This is a genomic window from Moritella viscosa, from assembly GCF_900120065.1.
Taxonomy (GTDB): domain Bacteria; phylum Pseudomonadota; class Gammaproteobacteria; order Enterobacterales; family Moritellaceae; genus Moritella; species Moritella viscosa.
The window spans coordinates 1-21706 of sequence record NZ_FPLG01000099.1 but is presented as its reverse complement, the minus strand read 5'-3'; the positions used below and the strand labels follow the sequence as shown (position 1 = coordinate 21706).

Here is a 21706-nt window from a genome sequence, read left to right as displayed (position 1 = left end):
TGTAGCTAATTTCAACGTGTAAGTCTATGACTTAAAAATGAGGTGTTAGATGAGAGTAGATTAACGTATTAAATGAAAGCTGATACGTTAATCTGTTATCGATAGGCAGCGTGATTAAATCACACGATTGCGCGGCCTAAATATTCGACTAAGGCTTCAGAAAGGTTTAACCATTCATCTTCAGGAACATATGCACTTGGATCGTCTTCATCATATTCACCAAACTCTTCCCAATACACTTCACGTACTGCACACGCAAATTCATTGTTTAATTCAGCCATTTCTGCAATGCTGCCAAACCAAACAATATGGCGTAAATCGACCGTTAATTCGTTGATGTGCTCGATCCACTCTGCATCAGATTGCGTTTGTTCTTGTAGCACTTCAAAACGCTCTTTCGCGGCATAAACTAACTCTTCGTCCATTTCACCGGTGTCGGCCAAAATAGCGAGATACTCATCATAAATAAACTCAACGGCCTGTTCGCGGCCATTACACCAGTGTAGCTTAGTGCCTCTGCTGCCTAATACTGATGCATTGTAAGAATCATCAATATGCACGATAGCCCAGCTATCTGTAAATCTACTCATGGTTTTCTCTTTAGTTTATGTAACGACAGATTATCAATAGCTATTATAACCAAAAATCGTTACGCTTGTATCTAACTAGATAATACAGGCAATGGATATGAGCACAAATAAACAACCAAAAATTGCAATAATAGGCGCGGGCTGGTTAGGTAAACCGCTAGCACGACAGCTATTATCGCAAGACTATCCGCTTACCGTCAGTTGTAGCCATACCGTAAAATCATCAAGTTTAGTTTCTCAAGGTATCCCAGCAGTAAGCGCTACCCTTAGCGATGAACCACAAGGTGACTGGAAAAGCTTGTTAAGCAATAAAGATATTGCCATCTGTCTGTTACCGGCCAGTAAGGGAAATCATGCCAGTTCACCATTAGCGGTACAAATTGAACAGTTGTTAGCACTACTCAAAGAATACCAAGTCGGTAAATTGATCTTTATTAGTTCCACCAGCATCTACCAAAAAACAGACCAAGCATTAACCGAAACATCTCTCTTAAATCCAAACAGTACTGTGTATGCGGCAGAACAGTTAATTCAGCAACAACAAGATATTGATTTCACTATTATCCGCTTTGCAGGACTAATTAGCGCAGACCGAAATCCAACGCGGAGCTTGTCAAAAAAGAGTGGCAACGGGCATATATTTGACGCGGGAGAATCACCTGTAAACCTGATTCATCAATATGATGCAGTTGGGGTCATTGAGCAAGTGATCAAGCAACAATGTTGGGGTGAAATATTCAATGCCAGTTGTGATCACCATCCCAGCAGAAAAGTATTCTATCAGCAAGCAGCCAAACAACTGGGTATTACTATTCCAAGCTTTACAGCTAAGAACAGCAAACCACATTGCATCATTGCCAACGAGAAGTTAAAGCAACGATTAAACTACCAATTTACACATCAGTCAGCTACAGATTTAGTAATTTAGGTTTTGGCATTTGACTTGGTTTGAGGCTATCAAAACAATACAATGACATGAGAATAGGATGACGAAACCAAATGCGCAGGCGGCCCCAACGAGAAATAGTCTTTACTTGTTTGGAGACAACAGGGGTATAGCATACAGCTGTGCAGGTTACACAGGTGGGTTTTTCTATACCACTTTCACAAAATGCTAGCTTACGCGCGGTCATTTGCTGTAAACGTTCGCACTCACGACACACTTTGCCTTGGTATACATGATGCTGCTTACAATACATAGCGATCATTGCATTTTGCAGGCGCATTTCGCGGTTTAAACGTGGCTGTGCTAAAGTTTCAGTAACTGTTTTCATCGTATATCTATCTTATCTATTAGCCAATTTAACGGTTTAGTAAATCCGTCAATAACTTGGTTAAACAATAAAATAAGTCTTGTATAAATTCAGAAGAGCGCAATTAGAACAGTAAAATAATCGAACTGCAAGACAAAAAACTATGCGTTTAGTTTGCATTCGTTTTTTTCCCTTACTCTATTTATCACGCCGTAATAACGCAATAACAGTCTGCATTACTGCCCAGCCTGCACTAAGCCTATAGTGACGGCATCTTTCGTTAATAGCTCAGGTAATAGCTTTCCTTGTGGCAATGCCGGACCAAACACCTGATTAAATGGAATTGCATAACGACCATGGCGTTTGAGATAAGCTTCAATTTGACTATCCGGCTTAGTCCAGTCTCCCATCATCGCTACAACGTTATCCGCATTTAAACGGGCGATAATATCACTACGTTGCAGCACTGCACGTTCATTCACGACACAGGTAATACACCAATCGGCAGTAATATCGATAAACACGGTTTTTCCTTCCGCTACATATTCCGCAATCTTTTCAGGCTCAAATGCCTGCCAGTGTATTTCTGATTCAGACTGGGTACCGCTGCGCTGTAATAACTTCACAGACTCAGGCGACCAAATAATGGTATTCGCCAACAGCAGATATATTGCAAATGTCGTGACCAGTGATTTAGGGCCCGGTTTCACGATTAAGAGAATCACCATCGCACAAATAATGACGCTAAAAGTAACCCACAACATCATGCTTAGATGTGCTTGCAGCAGCCAAATTAGCCACACTAACGTCGCGCAAAGTAAGGCAGCTAGAAACTGACGAAAGCGCACCATCCACAGGCCCGGCTTTGGCATCACTTTTACGCTATTTGGCCACATCGCGATAAGTAAATATGGCAGTGATAAACCCAAGGCTAAACCACTAAATATCACCATAATCTGCCAGCCTGAGCCAGCTAAGGCAAAGGCAACCGCGGTACCTAAAAAAGGCGCAGAGCAAGGCGTTGCTAACAACACAGCAAAGATACCTTGATAAAAATGCCCTTTATTAGAGCCAGACAGCCTATCCATTAAACTTTGTGGTAACTGCACATCAAATTTATCTAATAAATTTAATGCAAATAACAACAATACCGGGATCATGATCAATAAGAACGCAGCCGATTGGAATTGCACTCCCCAACCAAAACCAATACCGAAATACTTTAAGCCTATGAAAAGTAATGCCAGCAACCAAAACGCCACAAAAATACCAGCGGCGCTTAATAAAAAGTTAACCCGTCGTTGCGCACTCGATTCACTAACCGATTCAACCACACCTAATAATTTAATCGACAAAACCGGCAATACACACGGCATTAAATTAAGAATCAAACCACCAACAACCGCCAGCAGCAACATGTATATCCAACTTGGTAAGGTTTGTTCTATCACGGTGGGTTTAATCGTATCAGTAAATGTAATACCCCCGCGTTTATTAGTTAGCGTTACTTTTAACACTTGTTGAGGAGCTAATCGAGCAGGCGTGCCAGCCATATCTTCAGCGCGCATAATTAAGCGAGTAACATCGTCTTGTTGGCTTATTTCAGGCTGACTAAATAACGTAAAATCCACCCCTTCAACAAAGCCATCAAGCACTGGTGTTGTTAACCCTACTATTTCAATTAATAATTGTGATGATGCACTGTCCCAACCGAACTGTTGGATAGAAGCCGACGTGGCACTAATATCCACCGGAACATTAGCGACGTAAGGCTGTAGCTGTGCACTTGAGGCTTTATCAATGCTGCTTGCTGTTGCGGGGAGATTTAATACCAGATTCACTTGTGCACGTATGCACACTTCACGACACACTAACATAGTCGTTTTAGCTTGTAACACTAAGGCTTTACTGGGATCAATAACGGTAACTTGCAGAGGATAAATAATTTCGTGTTTGTAACCATAAGTCTCAATGTCATACACCATCATGCGCTGCGGTATCGGCCATAACCATTCAACACCCGCTAAATTTTCAGAACCTTGCCAGTCAATACTCGGTGGTGCACCAGCTAGTCCAGGTGAACTCCAATAAGTTTTCCACTCATCATCTAAGGTTATTTTTAACCCCATGGATAATATCGTTGCACCGTTAACGCCATTAGTCGTTGATAACAACTGCGCAGTAGCCACCTTAGCCGCAGGATCAAATGCACTAGCACTTTGTTCCGCATGAACGAAAGGAGAAAGTAATAGGCAGATCAAAATATAAAATCGCATTTAATAAGTTCCCAATTTTTACACTACACCTATCTTAAGTCAGCGACCTTAAGATAGAAAATTAAAAATGTATGTATACCTCATTCATTATCTAACCCCGTCATAATTAGATATACTTCTCGCCGAAGACGTCACTAACACACGTATTAAGATGGATATGAAATTTATCCCCCTTAATCGATTTAATCACATCACTTTTTACAATGGGCAATTAAAATGGATTACGTATTTGTTAAACACATGCACATGGGCATGGCTTACCTTAGTATCAGTTTCTTTATTTTCCGTTCAATTTTGTCGGTCACAGAATCAGCATTATTACAAAATAAGGTGATCAAAATATTGCCGCACATCATTGATACACTGCTTATTTTGTTAGCTGGTCACTTAATGATGACAATCCAACAATATCCATTTACTGATGCTTGGCTAACAGCAAAACTAATCGCCCTTATTGCTTATGTTATCGTGGGTACAATAGCAATTAAACGAGGTAAAACAGCCATTATACGTATGTGGGCAAGTGTCGCTGCGGTTGCAATTTTTGCTTATATTCTGGGTGTCGCAAAAAGCCATGATGTGATGTCGTGGTTAGCACTCGCTTAAGGGGTTTATATGGCAGTATCGGCACTATTACAACAATACAGCACATTATTCCAGCCGTCAGGTAAACCCGTATTGGATTTGGCCTGTGGCGCAGGTCGCAATGGTCTGTATCTGCATCAACAGCAGATACCCACTATTTTTGCCGATCAAAACCAGACTGCATTAACCAGTATAGCGGCTGTACCGGGGGTGAGTACCGAGCAATGCTGGCAAATTGACTTTGAACATGGCGAACAACAATTACCTGCTAGTCACTATCAAGGCATCGTGGTATTTAGGTATTTACACCGTCCACTCATTGATGCAATCAAGCAATCAGTATGTTCCGGCGGCATTGTGATCTATGAAACTTTCACTGTCGAGAACAGACAATTTGGTCGACCTAATCGAGATGCATTTCTATTACAGCTGGGAGAATTAAAAGCGATGTTCAGTGACTGGGAGTGTTTGCATTATTTTGAAGGGATTGAACGTAATCCAGACCGCGCAATTGCACAGATAGTCTGTAAAAAACCATAAAAAAAGCGCCATGTTGAATCATCAACATGGCGCCCTTATCACAATCCGTTATTAAGCACGGATAAAGTCAATGTGTTGTAATTTTGGCTTGAACGCGTGGCGTTGCATAGCTTTAACTGTAACAGCAACTTCTTTACCATCAACAACAAGCGTGATAACTGAAGAGAAGAACTCTTCGTTACGCTGTGCGTTGTTAACTGTATCGTGATCTAATTCGATAGAGATAGCTTCTTCGCCTTTACCGTAGATTACAGCAGGGAATTTGTTAGCGTGACGTAGGCGGCGGCTCGCACCTTTCCCAAGGTCTGAACGTACTTGTGCTTCAAAAGTGAAAGACATAATCTTTTCCTAATAAGTAGTAATGTTTAGATCCGAACTAAAATCCGGATAAGTAAGCGTCTTTTAACTGCTGCCTGCGACCGGGCAACAACAGTATAATTAACGGGTGCGGATAATACCATGCCAGCCTTACCACAACAAGTAAATGCACAGAACTAAAAAGATTCCGCCTATTTGAAATAAGGAAAATTCGGATTTATCGGCAATAAATACTGTTCCCTCTCTTCAATATATATTTAAATAAAAAAACAAACCGCCAAATAGAGTCTAAACACGCCGAATATAGCCAACTAATAAAACAAAATAAAGAATAATACCCTTCAATATGGGACTGCTATGCAACAGATTTAGAATATTATAATTAACTGAAATTGCATTTTAAATCACGCCTAAATTAGAATGATCAAACAAAAAAATAACGTATCACAACACAATAGGAATGCTTATCTCTAAAGTAAGTTTGAGATCACTAAACCGAGTATTTCAATAAGTTAATACTACTTTAGATAAAGTCTATGCTGCTATACTGGAAATATTAACTATCCCTAATATCAACGATAATACTTTAGGATCTTGTATGCTGGACTCAACATTAATTAAGTTAAGCGAAGATGATAACCAAGCCGAAGTCCGTCTGATCCCAAATAAACATGCGCCACTCGAAATAACTGATTTACTTGAGTTACTGAATGTAGAGCCTTTCAATCAACTATCCCCTATTCTTTCGAACCTTGAAGAAGCTGCCACCCAAATAAATAAATTTGCTGGTAAACGCGCTGACGAAGAAGAATTCATCTTTATTCTAGCAGAGCGTAATAATTGTAAAATTGATATCAGCCTCAATGAAGACAGCATGCAAGCAGAAATGAACTTAACGGCTGCCTGGGGTGACAACCAAATTTCAATTGATGATATTTTAGCTGAGCTCACTAGCAGCAACATCCACCTTGGTATTGATAAACAAAAAATAGCTGAACAACTGACACAACTCTCGAGTCTATCACCCGGTGAACAAATTAAGATTATTGTTGCCGAAGGCCAACTCCCAATTAATGGTAAAGATGCCGAATTGAAACGCCAAGTATCATTAGCCCGAGAACGATTATTACAACCACAAATACAAGCTGATGGTAATGTTGATATGCGTAACCTTGGTGAAATAAACATGGTTAAAAATAACGACGTACTCATCGAAAAAATACCGGCAGATGATGGCACCAAAGGGTTCAACTTACTCGGTAAAGAGCTATTACCAAAGTCAGGTAAAGACGCTAAGCTACAAGCCGGTCCAGGTACCCGTATCGACCCAAACAATCCATTAAGACTACTTGCGACTATGACCGGACAAGCCGTTGAGGTCCGAGGCGTATTGCAAATTGATGATATGCTAACAATTAAGAATGTAGATATAGGCACAGGTCATATTACGTTTAAAGGTAGCATTTTAATCACAGGTGATGTTGACGCCGAGATGATAGTGAAAAGTAGTGGCGACATCACCGTTATGGGGTTTGTTGACTCCGCAACCTTGGAAGCAGCAGGCGATGTTATTGTCAATAAAGGCATCTTAGGCCGCCAATTAACAAATAAGAGTAACAATCAACAACTCGCGACCAAGATTAAAGCACAAGGACAAATACGCGCTCAGTTTGTACAATACTCCGAGTTAACTGCCGTTGGTGACATTACGATTACAAAGCAATTATTACATAGTGTGACTCATACCCAAGGAAAGCTGACCGTGAGTGATGGCTTTAACCGCCATGGTGATATCATTGGTGGTACTGTGAACGCGGATAATGGCATTGTTGTTGTCAGTATTGGGGCAACATCAGGTACCAAAACTGAAATTTTTTGTGCCATGCAAGAAGATGAAATCCGAGGGCAAGTACAAAACCGTAGCCTAGAATTCAAAACGTTAGTTGAAAAAGATGATTCGCTGTGGATTAAAATTAATAATTTACCGCCAAAAGATAACTGGAAACATGATCACGGTATCGTTACTGAAATCAAAGAAATGCTGTATGAAAAAAATAGATTTAACCAACGACGTGTCAATGATGAATTAGAATTACAACAGTTACAACTTGAATTAGATCAATATTTTCACGTACACAATATCGAAGTAAGTAAATGCATATTCGATAACGTCACCTTACATATAGGTACAGCATCAACCGTGACTCAGCGAGAATACGGCCCTTGCCGAGTCATATATAAAGATAAACAAATTGGTTTTGATTATGCTAATCATAATTAGATAATAAATACCTTGCTCACTAATTTTATATTTTCAAACAAAAAGACCTAAGTGATCACTTAGGCCTTTCTTTCAATATATGAGCTTAACAAACTTACAGACTTGCTAGTGCTTGAGTAAAATCAGCCAATAAATCGTCAGTATCTTCAATACCAATTGAACAACGGATCATATTCTCACTAATACCCGATTCCTGTCTTGCCGCTAGGCCAATTTCATGGAAAATAGTTGGCGCAACAGGTAATGCTAAGCTGCGGTTATCACCTAAATGTGTAGCGCCTATCACCAGCTTCAACGCATTTAAAAATTGACAACAATCCAAGCCTTCTTTCAAGTCTAAACTTAACATTGCCCCTGATGCACCAAATAATGATTTAGCTCGAGCATATTCAGGGTGTGATTCCAGACCTGGATAATAAACACGTTCAACTTTTGGATGATTCTCTAACATCAATGCTAAAGCCAATGCCGAACTTGACGATTGTTTTACACGCAGTGCCATTGTTTCTGAACCTAGCGCTAATTGGCCAGCCGACTCAGAACTAAGGCATGCACCCATGTCACGTAACCCTTTCTTCTTCATTTGCGCATAGCCCCACATAGCAGGATCACCTTTACGGTATGCTTCAAAGATATTTGGATATTGTGACCAATCAAATAAACCAGTGTCAGTGACAGAACCGCCAATTACATTACCGTGTCCACCAAAATACTTTGATAGTGACGTAACAATAAGATGACATTTCACCGCTTTAGGCTGGAATAAATAGGCTGATGTTAAAGTATTATCAACAACATATAATAAACCTTTGGCATCACATAATTCGCCAATTTCAGCTAAATCACAAACTTGGGTCGCCGGATTAGCAATTGTTTCTACAAACACCATTTTCGTATTTTCTTGGCAAGCAGCGGCAACGTTAGCAACATCGGTTGCATCAACTAACGTCACTTCAATACCGAAACTTCTTAATGTGCCAAATACACTTGAAGTATTACCAAATAAGAAACGGCTGGCAACAATATGATCACCACTTTTTAATAAAGTCAAAAATATCGCGACAATCGCCGCCATACCAGAGCTAAAACAGAGTGATGCTTTACCCTGTTCCATTTCGCAAATCATATTTTGTAACATATCAATCGTTGGCGTAGCTTGACGAGCATAGGCTTGGCCGGCTTGGCGACCTTGGAAGATATCGATAAGATCTTGAATGTCATCATAACCATAAGTGGCAGAGTTATAAATGGGTGCATGAATAGCACCAAACTCTAAATTTTGATTGTGATCATGATGAACTAAATGAGTAGTGAATCCCTGCTCTTTCATTGTTATTCCTTCATACAACAAATTGACGTTAACCTCATTATTGATCAGGACGAGGTTAACTTATAGCATTTCTATCATTTATAATTAGCGGTGAAGATTATGGGTGAACACCACGGCTAATTGGATTTTGCAATGAGATCAATGTTTCTGTCGACTGTACTTCTTCAATCTGCTGAATTTTATCAATCAATACTTTTTGTAATTCATCAATCGAACGCGTCATCAACTTAACAAAAATATTGTAATTACCCGTTGTGTAATATGCTTCAACAACTTCATCTAACGCTTTTAATTGCGCTAACGCAGAAGGGTAATCTTTTGCGCTCTTTAAATTAATACCAATAAAACAACAAACGTCATAACCGAGTTTTTTCGGGCACACTTCAACTTTTGTGCCTAGAATGACACCTGTTGACTTCATTTTTTCGACACGAACATGGATAGTACCCGCACTTACATTAAATTTTTTCGCCAGTTCAGCATAAGGAACACGTGCGTTAACCATGAGTGCATTAAGAATTTTTTTATCTAATTCATCAAGATGAGCATTAAGCGACATTACAACTTTTCCGATCATAAGTAACAATACAAGAAGTCGATTATAACGCTAAAACCCTAATCATCTAGCGTATAATTTGAATAATCTTGAAAAAATACCACCTTTTTGACTGCATAACTGAGATTTCCCCACTATTTCATTAATTAGCCTTTAAGTTACATCTAAATTAAAATAAGTTTCACAACAAAATTAAAAAGACTATTGGTCACATAGCAAGCTTGAGTTACCATTTCGGCCTGCACACAATGCAATTTTTCATTCAGGTAATTTAATGTCTCAACAAGAATACAATCTTATCGTCGTACTCGGCGCGACAGCATCGGGGAAAACACGTTTAGGTGTCGAACTGGCAAAACAATTAAACGGGGAAGTGATCTCGGGTGATTCTCGGCAGGTATATACAGGCTTAGATATTGGTTCAGGCAAAGATTTAGCTGAATATGGCGAAGTGCCTTATCATTTGATTGATATTATAGAACCCGGTAAAGAATATAATGCGTTCCAATTTCAACGCGATTTTTTCCAAGCGTTTAACGACATCAACCAGCGAGATAAGTTACCCTTACTTGTCGGCGGTACAGGCCTGTACATTGATGCTGTTGTTGCCGGTTATGAATTTGTGCAAGTTGATAAAAATATTACCCAGCGTGAGCAGTTTGCCAATATGGCACTCGAAGCGGTACAAGAAATTTTACTTGAGTTAGACAACGAAGCGTATCAAGCAACCGATATTACCGTGCGTCCACGTTTATACCGTGCCATCGAAATTGCCCAGTATACAACATCGCAAACCATGCCTTCGGTGAAAAAACCTCTACCTGATATTAAGCCACTTTATTTTGGGATCAAATGGGAGCGTAGTGTATTACGCCAACGTATTACTCTACGTTTAAAAGAACGCTTAGAAAACGGCATGATAGAAGAAGTGGAGGGCTTGCTAGCGCAAGGCGTGACACATGAGAAGCTTGAATACTTTGGCCTTGAATATCGTTTTGTCAGCCAGTATGTGGAAGGTAAAATAAGCTATGATGACATGTTTGATAAACTCAATGTGGCAATTCATAAATACGCGAAACGTCAAGACACTTGGTTTAGAAGAATGGAACGCCAAGGCGCAATAATTCATTGGTTAGATGGCACTGGTGATATAAACCAACAAGCGCAAGCTGTATTAAGTCAATTCCAACAAAGTTAACCCTCATCTCGAATAATAATTTAAGCCATAATTACCAACTATAAAAAAGCCACACCGGATGGGTGTGGCTTCTTATCTTATTAACTTAAATATTTATTATCTAAGTTTTTATTATTTAGTTACTTGATGCTCTGGATTATATTTATCCATCACAACTGCACATACTGCATCACCCGTAATATTCAATGCGGTACGCACCATATCAAAGATACGATCTAACGCGAATAATAGTGGTAGGCCTTCGATTGGAATACCCGCCGCTAACAATACAGCAACCACAAGGAATGATGGTCCCGGAACACCCGCTTGACCAATCGCACCTAATGTCGATGTGAAGATAATTGCAGCGTAAGCAGCCATACCTAATTCAACATTAAACATTTGTGCAAAGAACACAGCCACTAGGCCGTAATAAATGGCATTACCACTCATGTTGATCGTGGCACCTAACGGCAATACAAACGATGCAGTTGAGTTAGCAATGTTTAATTCTTTTTCACAAACTTCCAGTGTCACTGGCAATGTCGCCATTGATGACGCTGTCGATAATGCTAACGCTTGTGGTTTCTTCATCGCAGACATGAATTTCAATACTGGCGTATCAGAGAAGAATTTCACAACAAGTGGGTAGAAAATAAAGCCATAGATAATAATCGCAGCAATATAAACAACAAATAGTTTCATTACCACAGCTAGTGCACTAAAACCAAACGTACCAACCGATTCCGCCATCAGACCAAACACACCAATTGGTGCAATAATCATCACGCAGTTAATCATCCACACGAATGCATCGATAATGGTATTTAAGCCATCCATAATTGGTTTTGAACGTTTACGTTCAACTTTCGTTAACGCAATACCAAAGAAGATACTAAATACTAAAATTTGTAGAATGTTACCACTGGTTAACGCACTAAATACGTTAGTTGGGATCATGCCAATAATAGTCTCAAATACACCCGGCAGTGCGCCCTGTTCAGCGGTGACAGCAACGAGACCAACTGTATTTTGAGAGAAATCAACACCAACACCTGGTTCAAATACGGTACCCATCACTAACGCAAGTGCAACAGCAATCGCGGACGTCAACATGAAGAATACAAATGTACCCACACCAATTTTACCGGCAGAAGGACTATCACCTAGATTCGCCGCACCTGCAATAATCGATACAGCAACAAGTGGGATCACTAACATTTTGATCAGATTAATGAATAGAGTACCCAATGGCGCAAAAATGGCAGCATCTTCGCCCATAAAGGCACCGACAGCAGCGCCAATTATCATAGCGACTACAACTTGAAATCCAATATTTTTAACTAGACTTTTTTTATCCTTAAGCAAAACACTCTCCAAATAAGGTTTTAAGCAATACATTATACGTTAACGAAAAAAACGCGGCGAAGATAACACAGCAAGTTAGCCATAAATGTGATCAAACACCAAGTTTTTAACTGTATGCTTGCAATATCAATAACAAAGCACTGCCTTTTTAGGATAAATGATAATTAAGGGTCTAAATCTCCGATTCATCAATCTTTATTGAGTAATGTCATTAATCCACTCACCCGTTCCGTTCGTAATTTAATCGCTTTTTTCATCACGGTAACATTGGTAAATATGTCTAATTTCTCTTTTGCACGGGTAATACCGGTATAAACCAGCTCTCTGGTCAGCACCGGATTAAAACGATTTGGTAAAATCATCACCGTATGTCTAAATTCAGAGCCCTGTGATTTATGGATCGTCATGGCAAAGACTGTTTGGTGTGGCGGTAATCGACTGGGTAGAAAAGATTGCACATTACCATCAGCCATTTCAAAATAAACCCGCATACGATCATCTTCATCTTGCATACAAATGCCAATATCACCATTGTATAAACCGAGGCCATGATCGTTATTGATGATCATAATCGGTCTACCCGCATACCATTCGGACTGATTTTTACGGATTTTACGCGCTGACTGTAACGCTTTTTCGATACGTTGATTTAAACCGTGTACACCAAAGTCACCTTCTCTGATTGCCGTTAAAATTTGAAAATCATTAAAACTGCGTAATATCGACTTTGCTTCGTCTTCACTCGGTGATACGACAACTTTGGCTAAATAGTCTTGGTAACCTTGCTTCGCCATCGTGATTAACGCATCGTAAGCTTCGGTTGATAACGGGTGCAAGTGAATATCATCGTGCTGATTTTCCCAAACACGATCAAACTCATTTAGATCCCCCCTATTTACCGCGCCCGCTAAACAGCCAATACCAGATTCAGCATCAAAACGATAACTCTTACGTAATAAACATAAGCTGTCATAAATAGCGGTCGCATCAGAGGCTTGATACTGAGTCAACTCATAGTCAGTGATCTTCGATAACCAATTCGCTTGTCCACCTGAATAACCCAACTCGGCATACGCACAGATATCAGCGAGTACTGAGCCTGCTTCTACTGAGGCTAGCTGATCTTTATCACCGAGTAATATCAATCGCGCATGCGAAGGTAATGCAGCTAACAATTTTGCCATTAACGGTAAATCAACCATGGATGCTTCATCGACAACCAAGACATCGAGATGTAAAGGATTGTCTTTGTTATGACGGAATGCTTGTCTATTCGGGATCACACCTAATAATCGATGTATTGTCCCCGCTTGTTCAGGGATTAAGTCCGCCACACTAACTTGCAGATCTAACTTTCCTTTAGCGCCCGCAATTGACTCCGTCAAACGTGCAGCCGCTTTACCAGTAGGCGCAACCAGTTTAATGGTTAACGCTTGTTGCGCTAATAGGCCCTGCTCAATTAATAAGGCTAATAACTTAGTTACTGTGGTTGTTTTACCTGTACCGGGTCCTCCTGAAATAACGGAAAAATGACGAGTAGCAGCAACAGCCACCGATAACTTTTGCCAATTTAAGCAGTATGCTTCAGGTATCAAGCTATCTAATGCATGTAACTCTTGGGCATTTTTAGCTGTGAGTAGTACCTGCTCAACATCCTGCCAACTAATTCGACCTTTCTTCACCACATCGAGATATTTCGCCACAAATGATTGCGCACTAAAGTCAGCTTCTCGTTCTTTGGCGAGTATAGGAAATAGGAAACCATAATCACGTTTGAACAAACGATTGAGGCTAGCACTTAAATCTGGTTGCTGACTTTGTTTTGCTAAATCTTTTAATTGTTGCGCGACTTGCAACTCATAAGCCCAATAGCGCTGTAAATATAATTTATTGGCATCCGTGACAAACTGCAGTGGCGCAGACTCACCCACGACAACCGAATTTGCCAATAATGTCGGCCAAGTATTGCTACGGCTAGAAACTTTTGCCAGTAAGAGTTGTGAGCGAATTAAATTCAAATCAAATAACGCATTAGTGTCTATATTTTTTAAATCAATACAGACATGCCCTTTACCCAGTTGATAACTGGTTAAGCAGGCTAATAAAATAATAGCGGGATCGGATTCATAATTACTGATAAAACGGGCAAACTGGTAATCCAATTGACGAATTTTATTTTCGTTGGCTAATTCTTTGAGACACTGAAGTACACTCATTATGCGAGTTCCCCTAAAAATAAATCATCTAACTGCATAACAAAATCAACTGATGGTTTGGTAAAAAATACGCCGTATTGAGCCGCAGTTTCGACTTGCATGCCACGTAAGAACAAGTAATAAACCCCACCGAAATGTTGCTCATAGTTATAATCTGGAATACGCGAGCGTAAGAAACGATGTAACGCTAAGGTATACAGTTGATACTGCAGTTCATACCTGTGTTCAATCATTACTTGATTAATCGCGTCAAACGTATAATCAGCTTGGCTGTCACCTAAATGATTCGATTTATAATCCAGTACGTAATAACGACCTTCATAGACGAACACCAGATCGATAAACCCTTTTAGCATGCCGCTCACTTGCTGAAAATCAAGCTCACCAGCCTGCTGAGAAAGCCCATCATGCTGCTTTATCAATGTATTTAAATCATCACAGTTAAGCGATGAAATTGGCATAAAGAATTCCATCTCCACTTTTTTCTGGGTGGGCGTTAACTGACGTAAACTAAAACCATCCAGCAATGGACAATCCAGTACTTGATTCACCAATTCAAGTAGTACTGGTAACCAAGCTAAATCATAACCTTCACGCTCGAGCAGGTGTAATATTTGCTCGGTGAGCATGTCCTTGTCAACATTGGAAAAATCAATATGTTCAAACACCGTGTGCAATAAAGTACCGGCTGCGGCACCACGCGGGAAACTAAAAATATCCCAACTCATTTCCTGATCTTCATCTTTCTCAGTATCTACTTCGGCATCAAATCCCGGTAACTCCAGCGATGCGTCATAACTAGAATGGCGATTACCATGACTATGGCGAGACAATGCAGAATAACTCGTTACCCACCAGTTCTTGCTAATCGGGTTTGTCATTGTCTTCGCTTGATAAACTACTGACGGTGCAACGATGGGTTGATAGGCATCGACAGCCACTAATGGTGGCAGTACAACCTCAACACAAGTTTGTTGTTCGGCAAGCTTTTCGACACAGGTTTTAAATTCAGTGTCTTTGCATTCTTCGCCTTGCTGTAATAAATAACCTATCGCATTTAAGTGCATTTTGTTATGGGAGTTACCCATTTTTACCGCACCTAATCCTAACCACGTAGCATAAACACCCCGCGTCAATGCCACATATAACAGGCGTAGATCTTCAGCAAGACGCTCTTGGTCAGCTTTTCCTTTCGCTGTTTCTAACGCTTCTTCATCATCTAAATCAAGATGTACGTAAGTATGACCTTCAGCATGATAAAGCGGCGCTGAAGCTTGCCTTGTCGCACAAATAAACGGTAGGAATACCAAATTATATTCCAGTCCTTTAGATTTATGGATTGTCACGACTTGAACTAAATCTGCTTCACTTTCTAAACGAACCAACTGCTCTTGCGCATCACCATTTGGATTTTCAATTTTTTCACCAAACCAGCGGAACAGACTATATTCACCATCTAATTCTAAGCTTGCTTCTTGCAGTAATTCCCCCAAATGCAGAACATCTGTTAAACGTCGATCACCACCTTGACCAGAAAGCATGATCGCTGCAATATTTTGCTGATTGAGTAATAATCTTAATGCTGGTAAAAAACCTTGCCACTGCAGAGCGTTTTGATATTGCTTAAATTCCGCAACGGTTTGCTCCCAGACTTTTTCATCATTACTGAGCTGGTCTAATTCAATCGCGGGTTTCTCAAAAATAGAGGTCGCTAATGCCGCCCGCAATAAGCCTTCGTCTTCAGGATTTAAAATCGCAGCAAAAATATGATACAACTCGCGCGCTTCACGGGTAGCAAATACACTTTCACGATTCGACATATAAACACTAGGAATAGATAAAGCATCAAGCTGCTCACGCACTAATTTAGCTTCCGCTCCCGTTCGCACAAGGATAGCAATATCACCGGCTTTTACAGCCCGACCCGCTAACATCGCGTTACCTTGCTGTGCATCAGTTAATAATGTCGCAATCTGATTAGCCGTCGCTTTGGCATAAACCTGTTGATACAGACCTTTCGTTATATTTTTCTGACCTTCCTCTTCGTGTAACCAAAGCTGTAATGCAGCAGGCTCAAGACCATTCAATAACAGAGGTTCACTTTTACCTTTTGATTCAACAGATTGAAAACTAATACTATCTTCATAAATGAAAGGTTTATTGGCATGCTCAAACACACAGTTTACCGCACTGACCATAGCTGTTGAAGAACGCCAATTTTTGGCTAAGGTATAGTGATCATCAACATTTTCACGCGCTTGCATGTAAGTAAAAATATCAGCACCACGGAAACTATAAATTGCTTGTTTCGGATCGCCGATCATAAATAAACCAGCACCGTCTTGTTTACCATAGATAGTATTAAAGATATCGTATTGCTGCTGATCGGTATCTTGGAATTCATCAATCATCGCAACAGGATATTGACTACGAATACACTCAGCTAAACTGACAGCCTGCTCACCCGTTAATGCTGCAGATAATCCCGACAGCAAATCATCAAAAGATAATAACTGTGATTGGTTTTTGGTTTTCATCACACGCGCACGGACGTATTCCACGGCTTTAACAATAAAACAATCTTTAAGCGATAACGGCTTTTCTAATAAGGTATCTATATCACTAAACACTTGGTGTTCAGGTGATATTTTGCCTTTTTTAGTTTTAGCCGTTAAGGCTTGCTGGGAAAATTTAACGATACTATCAGGTAAATCATTTTGCTTGGTTTCTGATTGTGACCAACTGAGCATTTCATTTAGCCACTTTGCAACGCTGGCAACCCGATAACTATTACCATTCAAGTTACCCGCTTGAATTAATTCACAAAGATCATTGTAACTTTCTAACCATGCGTCTTTAACCTTTTGAATTGATGAAATTAATTTATCATAATCCTGTTCAATATCATCGCTGCCAATTTTGGCAATAAATTCGATATCAGTATTGGATAAGTACCCAGAAATATCCCGCAGCAGTGCCTGTGGTGATGACCAAAAGCTATGTACCATATCAATCATACCGTCTTTATAACGATAGAAATGACTACGCCAAAAATCAGCAATTGCATTAAACTTTAGCTGCGATTCGTCAGTAATAAATTCACTTTCAAATAAGGCGCCGGACTCGAATGCATTTTGCTTCAGCATGCGCTGACAAAATCCATGAATGGTATAAATAGCCGCTTCATCCATCTGTCTCTCTGCGGCCAATAATGATTTGGCACAACGCGCATAATCCTGACCTTGGGTATCAGCCAGTAATAAACTAATCACCGGATCATCACTATAACCAATACTAAAGGCAATACGAGCTTGATGAATACGTGCCCGAATTCGATCGCGTAATTCTGCCGTGGCAGCTTCAGTAAATGTTACAACCAATATTTGGTCGACATTTAATACTTCAACTTTATCTTCTTTTTGATAAGCATTCTCACCACCATGCCCTAATAACAAGCGCAAATATAAACTGGCAATAGTAAAGGTTTTACCAGTACCGGCAGATGCTTCAATCAGGCGTTCACCATAGAGGGGGAACGTCATCGCATTAAGAATATTTACGTCAGCCATTATTCGACATCCTCTAGGTATTCAAATATAGGAAATAACACCGACTCAGAGAATGCTGACATTAATTTATATACCTCATCATTTAAACGTGGAAAACTACGTTGTAAATAGTCATCCGCATTTTCGCCCATGCGGTTATAACCACCTTCAAAATTCAATAATGCTTCCGATCTTAATTTATAATCATCAGGCTCTGCGGTCGTACATTTGGTTTTTGCCCAACCCCAACCTGTTTTAGGGAATAACGCTAAAGGCTGACAGCTACCATCGCTATAAACCTCAAGTAATTGAAACAACAACTCTCTCGCCCGAGATTGCTCTATGACTCTAAGCCGTTGTACAACAGGCTTACCCGAAGTTAAGTGAACAAGCGTTGTCGCTGTGGGATTTTTAGCACTAATACAGAAACATAAATGCTCTAACCAAGCCTGTAGATAATCCTTACCGTTAAAGCCACTTGGTTTATGCCTTACTAAACCACCGTTATATATTTGCTTTAACCAACCAACTAAGCGCCCTGAAATCAAAGGAATATCGACTTCGATGTCATCATTACTGTTGGTCAATAACGGCATTAATACCTGAGCAAGCTGACTAACAGTACTGATTTCTTTATCCAGGGAAATTTTTCCAAAACGTCCAAGAGGAAGGCTACCTGATGCGACCAAGCGTTCAGTCACCAAACTAATATCGCCCCCCATCAATTCCGTTTCCAACAATTGCGCTTTAAGGTGATATTTTTCTAGGTTATCAACATCAAATGGTTCGTCATCAAGTACATCAAGACTAGCCTGATTAAAATAAACTTTTAAACGTCGGTTAAAGAAGTACTTAGTCGGATGGCGATAAAAACGTAATATCTCAGCGAGCTCAACCTCTTGCATATCATCATTGAATATTAGCGCAGGTAAAGGCTCAGTGAGAAATTGTCTTAACTCCACAACAGGGGCTAACGCAGGTAACCATTCTTTAGCAAAAGAACAAGGTGCTTCCGGATTAAAATAACGTGCATCGAACGGCTGTAAAGCATGATGTTGAATTAAATGTGTCAGTAATTTTTCCGCTGACTCATCAGGAGATAGACATTCATCACCTGTAACACAAAAACTTTGCTGGCAATACTGTAATAACTCAGTGATCAGCACAGACGGTAGGCGCTCACTCTTATCACGAATACTACTGCCAATATAGCTAATATATAATTTACTTTGGGCAGAAATAAGCGCTTCTAAAAATAAATAACGGTCATCATCACGACGACTACGATCACCTTGTTTATGATCATTAGCCATTAAATCAAAACCCATTGGTGGAATTGAGCGAGGATAAACACCATCATTCATACCGAGTAAACAAATAACTTTAAATGGGATAGAACGCATTGGCATCAAGGTACAGAAGTTAACTTGACCCGCAAGGAACTTTTGACTAGACCCAACTTGTGAAAGCGCATTATTTAAATAATCACGTAATACTAATGGTGTAATTAACTTGTCATAGCTCGCGCTTTTTAATTGCTCATCTAAATGCGAAAAAGCATCTCGAATAATTTTTATGGATTGTTCATCATCCACATTAATTTTATAAAAACTCTCTATTAGCGTATTACTTAACTTGATCCAGTCAGCTATCAATTTGGGATTTTGTAATGACGCAAGACTATCTAATAATGCTTCAATGAACTGTGCTAACTTACCTAGTAACTCAGCTTCAATTCCTTGCACTTCTTGATAAGGCAATATACCTTGATAAATATCGTCACCACCATAAGCGTAACCTAGCAGCATACGATGCAAGCCAAATAGCCAAGTATTTTGTTTCATTCCCGGTAAATCAAAACGAGTTGCATCATCTTCATCTAAACCCCAACGAATGCCTGACTCATCAATCCATTGACGTAAACGGTTGAATTCATCAGGCGTAATAGCAAAACGAGCCAGTACCGCAGGCACTTCTAATAATGACAATAATTCAGATACGTTACAACGCGATAAAGGTAGAGCCAGTAATTGTAAAAAACTGAGTAAAATAGGATTATCATACTGCGCGCCACTATCTGAGATAGAAAACGGAATATACCGTTCATCATAACGGTCCATCGCACCAAACACCGCTTGAATATAAGGACTGTAACCATTTACATCAGGCATCATAATAACCACATCTCGGGGATTCAGGTCTGGATTTTCCGAAAACATAGTAAGTAAATTATTATGTAATATTTCTATTTCACGCATTGGGCTATGACAGCTGTGCAGTTCAAGTGAAGTGTCAGCAGGATTTATAGATAGTTTATAACGACTATCTCGCGCATTCGCATCCTGTTGCGAAACATTAAACTCTTCCATGCTACGATCAGCCAAATCTAATATATCGCGCTGAATACTTGCCAGTAATCCCTCATCGCTCGGTTCAACAAAAACATCTAACTCCTGACAACCAAAACCCGTTAATAACGCTAAATTATCACGACCTAGTTTACCCATAGACGCGAGTAGTGGATTTCCAACTTTAAATGCATCATCTTCATCAAAGAGAGCCCGAACGGTTTGTTCATCATTAGCACTCACCTTATCACTCATGCCAAGAGTTATATTGTTATGATTAACCATTGTACGTTGCTTTAAAAGCCACTTAGGGTCTATCAGATCACCCCAGTACAAGCGACAAGGGTTCGATAACATAAAGTGTATTTCGGTATGCATACCAAGTGCTTGTAATGCATCTAAATAACGCGGTGGTAATGCAGATACCCCGAATACAAATATACGTTCAGGTAGCTGATTGGCATCAAACGTCGAACTATTCAGACGGGCAATAAATTGATCATATAAGTTGGCGCGATGATAATGAGATTGACCCAATGCTTCGGTTTTAGCAACTAATTCACGCCATAACAATGGCTGCCAAGGGTGGGTATCAGCATGAATATTATCACCACCTTCCCAAGCCGCGATCCACTCAGGTCGGTATACTAAATATTGGTCAAACGTGTCCGATATTTTCTGGCAGAGTTGAAACAAGCGATAATCGTCTTGATCATCCGCTAAATAATGCTTTAATGATTCGAATTCAGGTAGCACTAATAACTCTGGGAGGATTAGCATTAACTTCCAAGACATTGCCTCTTTATTAAATGCACTTTTATCAGGAATGTCAGGTAATACCTTTTGGAACATCTTCCAAATAAAAGAAGCAGGCAATGGAAAGGTAATATTAGCCGATATGCCCATCGACTTCGCCAACTCCATTTTCACCCATTGCGCCATACCTGGACTTTGTACCAAAACTTGCTCTTCGACAAAAGGGTCGGCAAGTGGATCTTTAGCAATAAAGTGAGCCATTAGCTCTTTTAAAATATCTAACTGATTCGAGTGATAAAGATTAAACACGGTAACTCCAGACTGATAACCTATTGGAATTGTGGAGCATACGAACTAACTATGCAATGTAGAAAAAACGACATGTTGGTTTTTGCGACAGAAATAGAAAAACATATCCAAATAGGCGATGAGATCAACTATTCCTATCACCCTAGTCATTGGGATAAATCACCTTAAGCCAAATACAACGAAACCAGCTGTCAGCTGGTTTTTATTTTCTCGAGTCATATCTCATTCTTAACGCTAAATTTTAGACACAAAAAA

15 protein-coding genes are annotated in these 21706 nt (G+C 39.9%); 5 read left to right on the top strand and 10 right to left on the bottom strand.

Translation table 11 applies throughout. The features are described from left to right. Window positions 1-119: 119 nt before the first annotated feature. A complete protein-coding gene (locus BT797_RS14830; RefSeq protein WP_045108680.1) occupies window positions 120-590 on the bottom strand; it encodes a hypothetical protein in 471 nt (156 codons plus the stop codon). 97 nt (window positions 591-687) lie between these two features. Here BT797_RS14830 and BT797_RS14825 point away from each other — a divergent pair, with 97 nt between their 5' ends. Beyond that, window positions 688-1518 (top strand): NAD(P)H-binding protein, encoded by an 831-nt coding sequence (locus BT797_RS14825; protein ID WP_075472642.1) that lies wholly within the window; start codon window positions 688-690, stop codon window positions 1516-1518. On the opposite strand, the gene BT797_RS14820 is transcribed toward BT797_RS14825, so the two are convergent. Then, complete coding sequence (locus tag BT797_RS14820; RefSeq protein WP_045108678.1) at window positions 1499-1864, bottom strand: nitrous oxide-stimulated promoter family protein; 366 nt, start codon at window positions 1862-1864, stop codon at window positions 1499-1501. The two genes, BT797_RS14825 and BT797_RS14820, sit on opposite strands and share 20 nt — an antisense overlap. A gap of 215 nt (window positions 1865-2079) precedes the next feature. Further along, a complete protein-coding gene (locus BT797_RS14815) occupies window positions 2080-4119 on the bottom strand; it encodes a protein-disulfide reductase DsbD family protein (protein WP_075472628.1) in 2040 nt (679 codons plus the stop codon). A gap of 216 nt (window positions 4120-4335) precedes the next feature. Here BT797_RS14815 and BT797_RS14810 point away from each other — a divergent pair, with 216 nt between their 5' ends. Together BT797_RS14810 and BT797_RS14805 are read left to right on the top strand one after the other, a co-directional pair. Beyond that, the gene (locus tag BT797_RS14810) at window positions 4336-4725 is read left to right on the top strand and encodes a SirB2 family protein (RefSeq protein ID WP_045108676.1); all 390 of its coding nucleotides are present in this window, start codon (window positions 4336-4338) and stop codon (window positions 4723-4725) included. Window positions 4726-4734: 9 nt separating this feature from the next. After that, entirely contained in the window at window positions 4735-5244 is a 510-nt protein-coding gene (locus BT797_RS14805) for a class I SAM-dependent methyltransferase (protein WP_075472626.1), read from the top strand. Window positions 5245-5295: 51 nt separating this feature from the next. On the opposite strand, the gene rplY is transcribed toward BT797_RS14805, so the two are convergent. Then, on the bottom strand, window positions 5296-5583 hold the full coding sequence (gene rplY, locus BT797_RS14800) for a 50S ribosomal protein L25 (protein WP_045108675.1): 288 nt from the start codon (window positions 5581-5583) through the stop codon (window positions 5296-5298). Window positions 5584-6160: 577 nt separating this feature from the next. On the opposite strand from rplY, the gene BT797_RS14795 reads away from it, so the two are divergent. Then, the gene (locus tag BT797_RS14795; RefSeq protein WP_075472624.1) at window positions 6161-7843 is read left to right on the top strand and encodes a flagellar assembly protein A; all 1683 of its coding nucleotides are present in this window, start codon (window positions 6161-6163) and stop codon (window positions 7841-7843) included. A 94-nt stretch (window positions 7844-7937) separates the two neighbouring features. On the opposite strand, the gene BT797_RS14790 is transcribed toward BT797_RS14795, so the two are convergent. Then, the gene (locus tag BT797_RS14790) at window positions 7938-9173 is read right to left on the bottom strand and encodes a cystathionine gamma-synthase family protein (protein ID WP_075472623.1); all 1236 of its coding nucleotides are present in this window, start codon (window positions 9171-9173) and stop codon (window positions 7938-7940) included. Window positions 9174-9270: 97 nt separating this feature from the next. After that, window positions 9271-9732, bottom strand: a complete 462-nt coding sequence (gene asnC / locus BT797_RS14785) for a transcriptional regulator AsnC (protein ID WP_045108672.1) — start codon at window positions 9730-9732, stop codon at window positions 9271-9273. 271 nt (window positions 9733-10003) lie between these two features. Between asnC and miaA the strand changes: the two genes are divergently transcribed. Further along, window positions 10004-10927 carry a tRNA (adenosine(37)-N6)-dimethylallyltransferase MiaA gene (gene miaA, locus BT797_RS14780; RefSeq protein WP_045108671.1) on the top strand — a complete coding sequence of 308 codons (924 nt, stop codon included), beginning with the start codon at window positions 10004-10006 and terminating at the stop codon, window positions 10925-10927. 111 nt (window positions 10928-11038) lie between these two features. On the opposite strand, the gene BT797_RS14775 is transcribed toward miaA, so the two are convergent. The 4 genes from BT797_RS14775 to recC form a co-directional block, all read right to left on the bottom strand. After that, window positions 11039-12307: a dicarboxylate/amino acid:cation symporter gene (locus BT797_RS14775; protein ID WP_170860770.1), complete on the bottom strand. Its 1269-nt coding sequence runs from the start codon at window positions 12305-12307 to the stop codon at window positions 11039-11041. 155 nt (window positions 12308-12462) lie between these two features. Continuing rightward, window positions 12463-14490: an exodeoxyribonuclease V subunit alpha gene (gene recD, locus BT797_RS14770; RefSeq protein WP_075472620.1), complete on the bottom strand. Its 2028-nt coding sequence runs from the start codon at window positions 14488-14490 to the stop codon at window positions 12463-12465. Next, the gene (gene recB / locus BT797_RS14765) at window positions 14490-18059 is read right to left on the bottom strand and encodes an exodeoxyribonuclease V subunit beta (protein WP_045108668.1); all 3570 of its coding nucleotides are present in this window, start codon (window positions 18057-18059) and stop codon (window positions 14490-14492) included. The genes recD and recB overlap by 1 nt, the downstream gene beginning before the upstream one ends. Next, window positions 18059-21451 carry an exodeoxyribonuclease V subunit gamma gene (recC, locus tag BT797_RS14760; RefSeq protein WP_045108667.1) on the bottom strand — a complete coding sequence of 1131 codons (3393 nt, stop codon included), beginning with the start codon at window positions 21449-21451 and terminating at the stop codon, window positions 18059-18061. The genes recB and recC overlap by 1 nt, the downstream gene beginning before the upstream one ends. Window positions 21452-21706 lie beyond the last annotated feature (255 nt).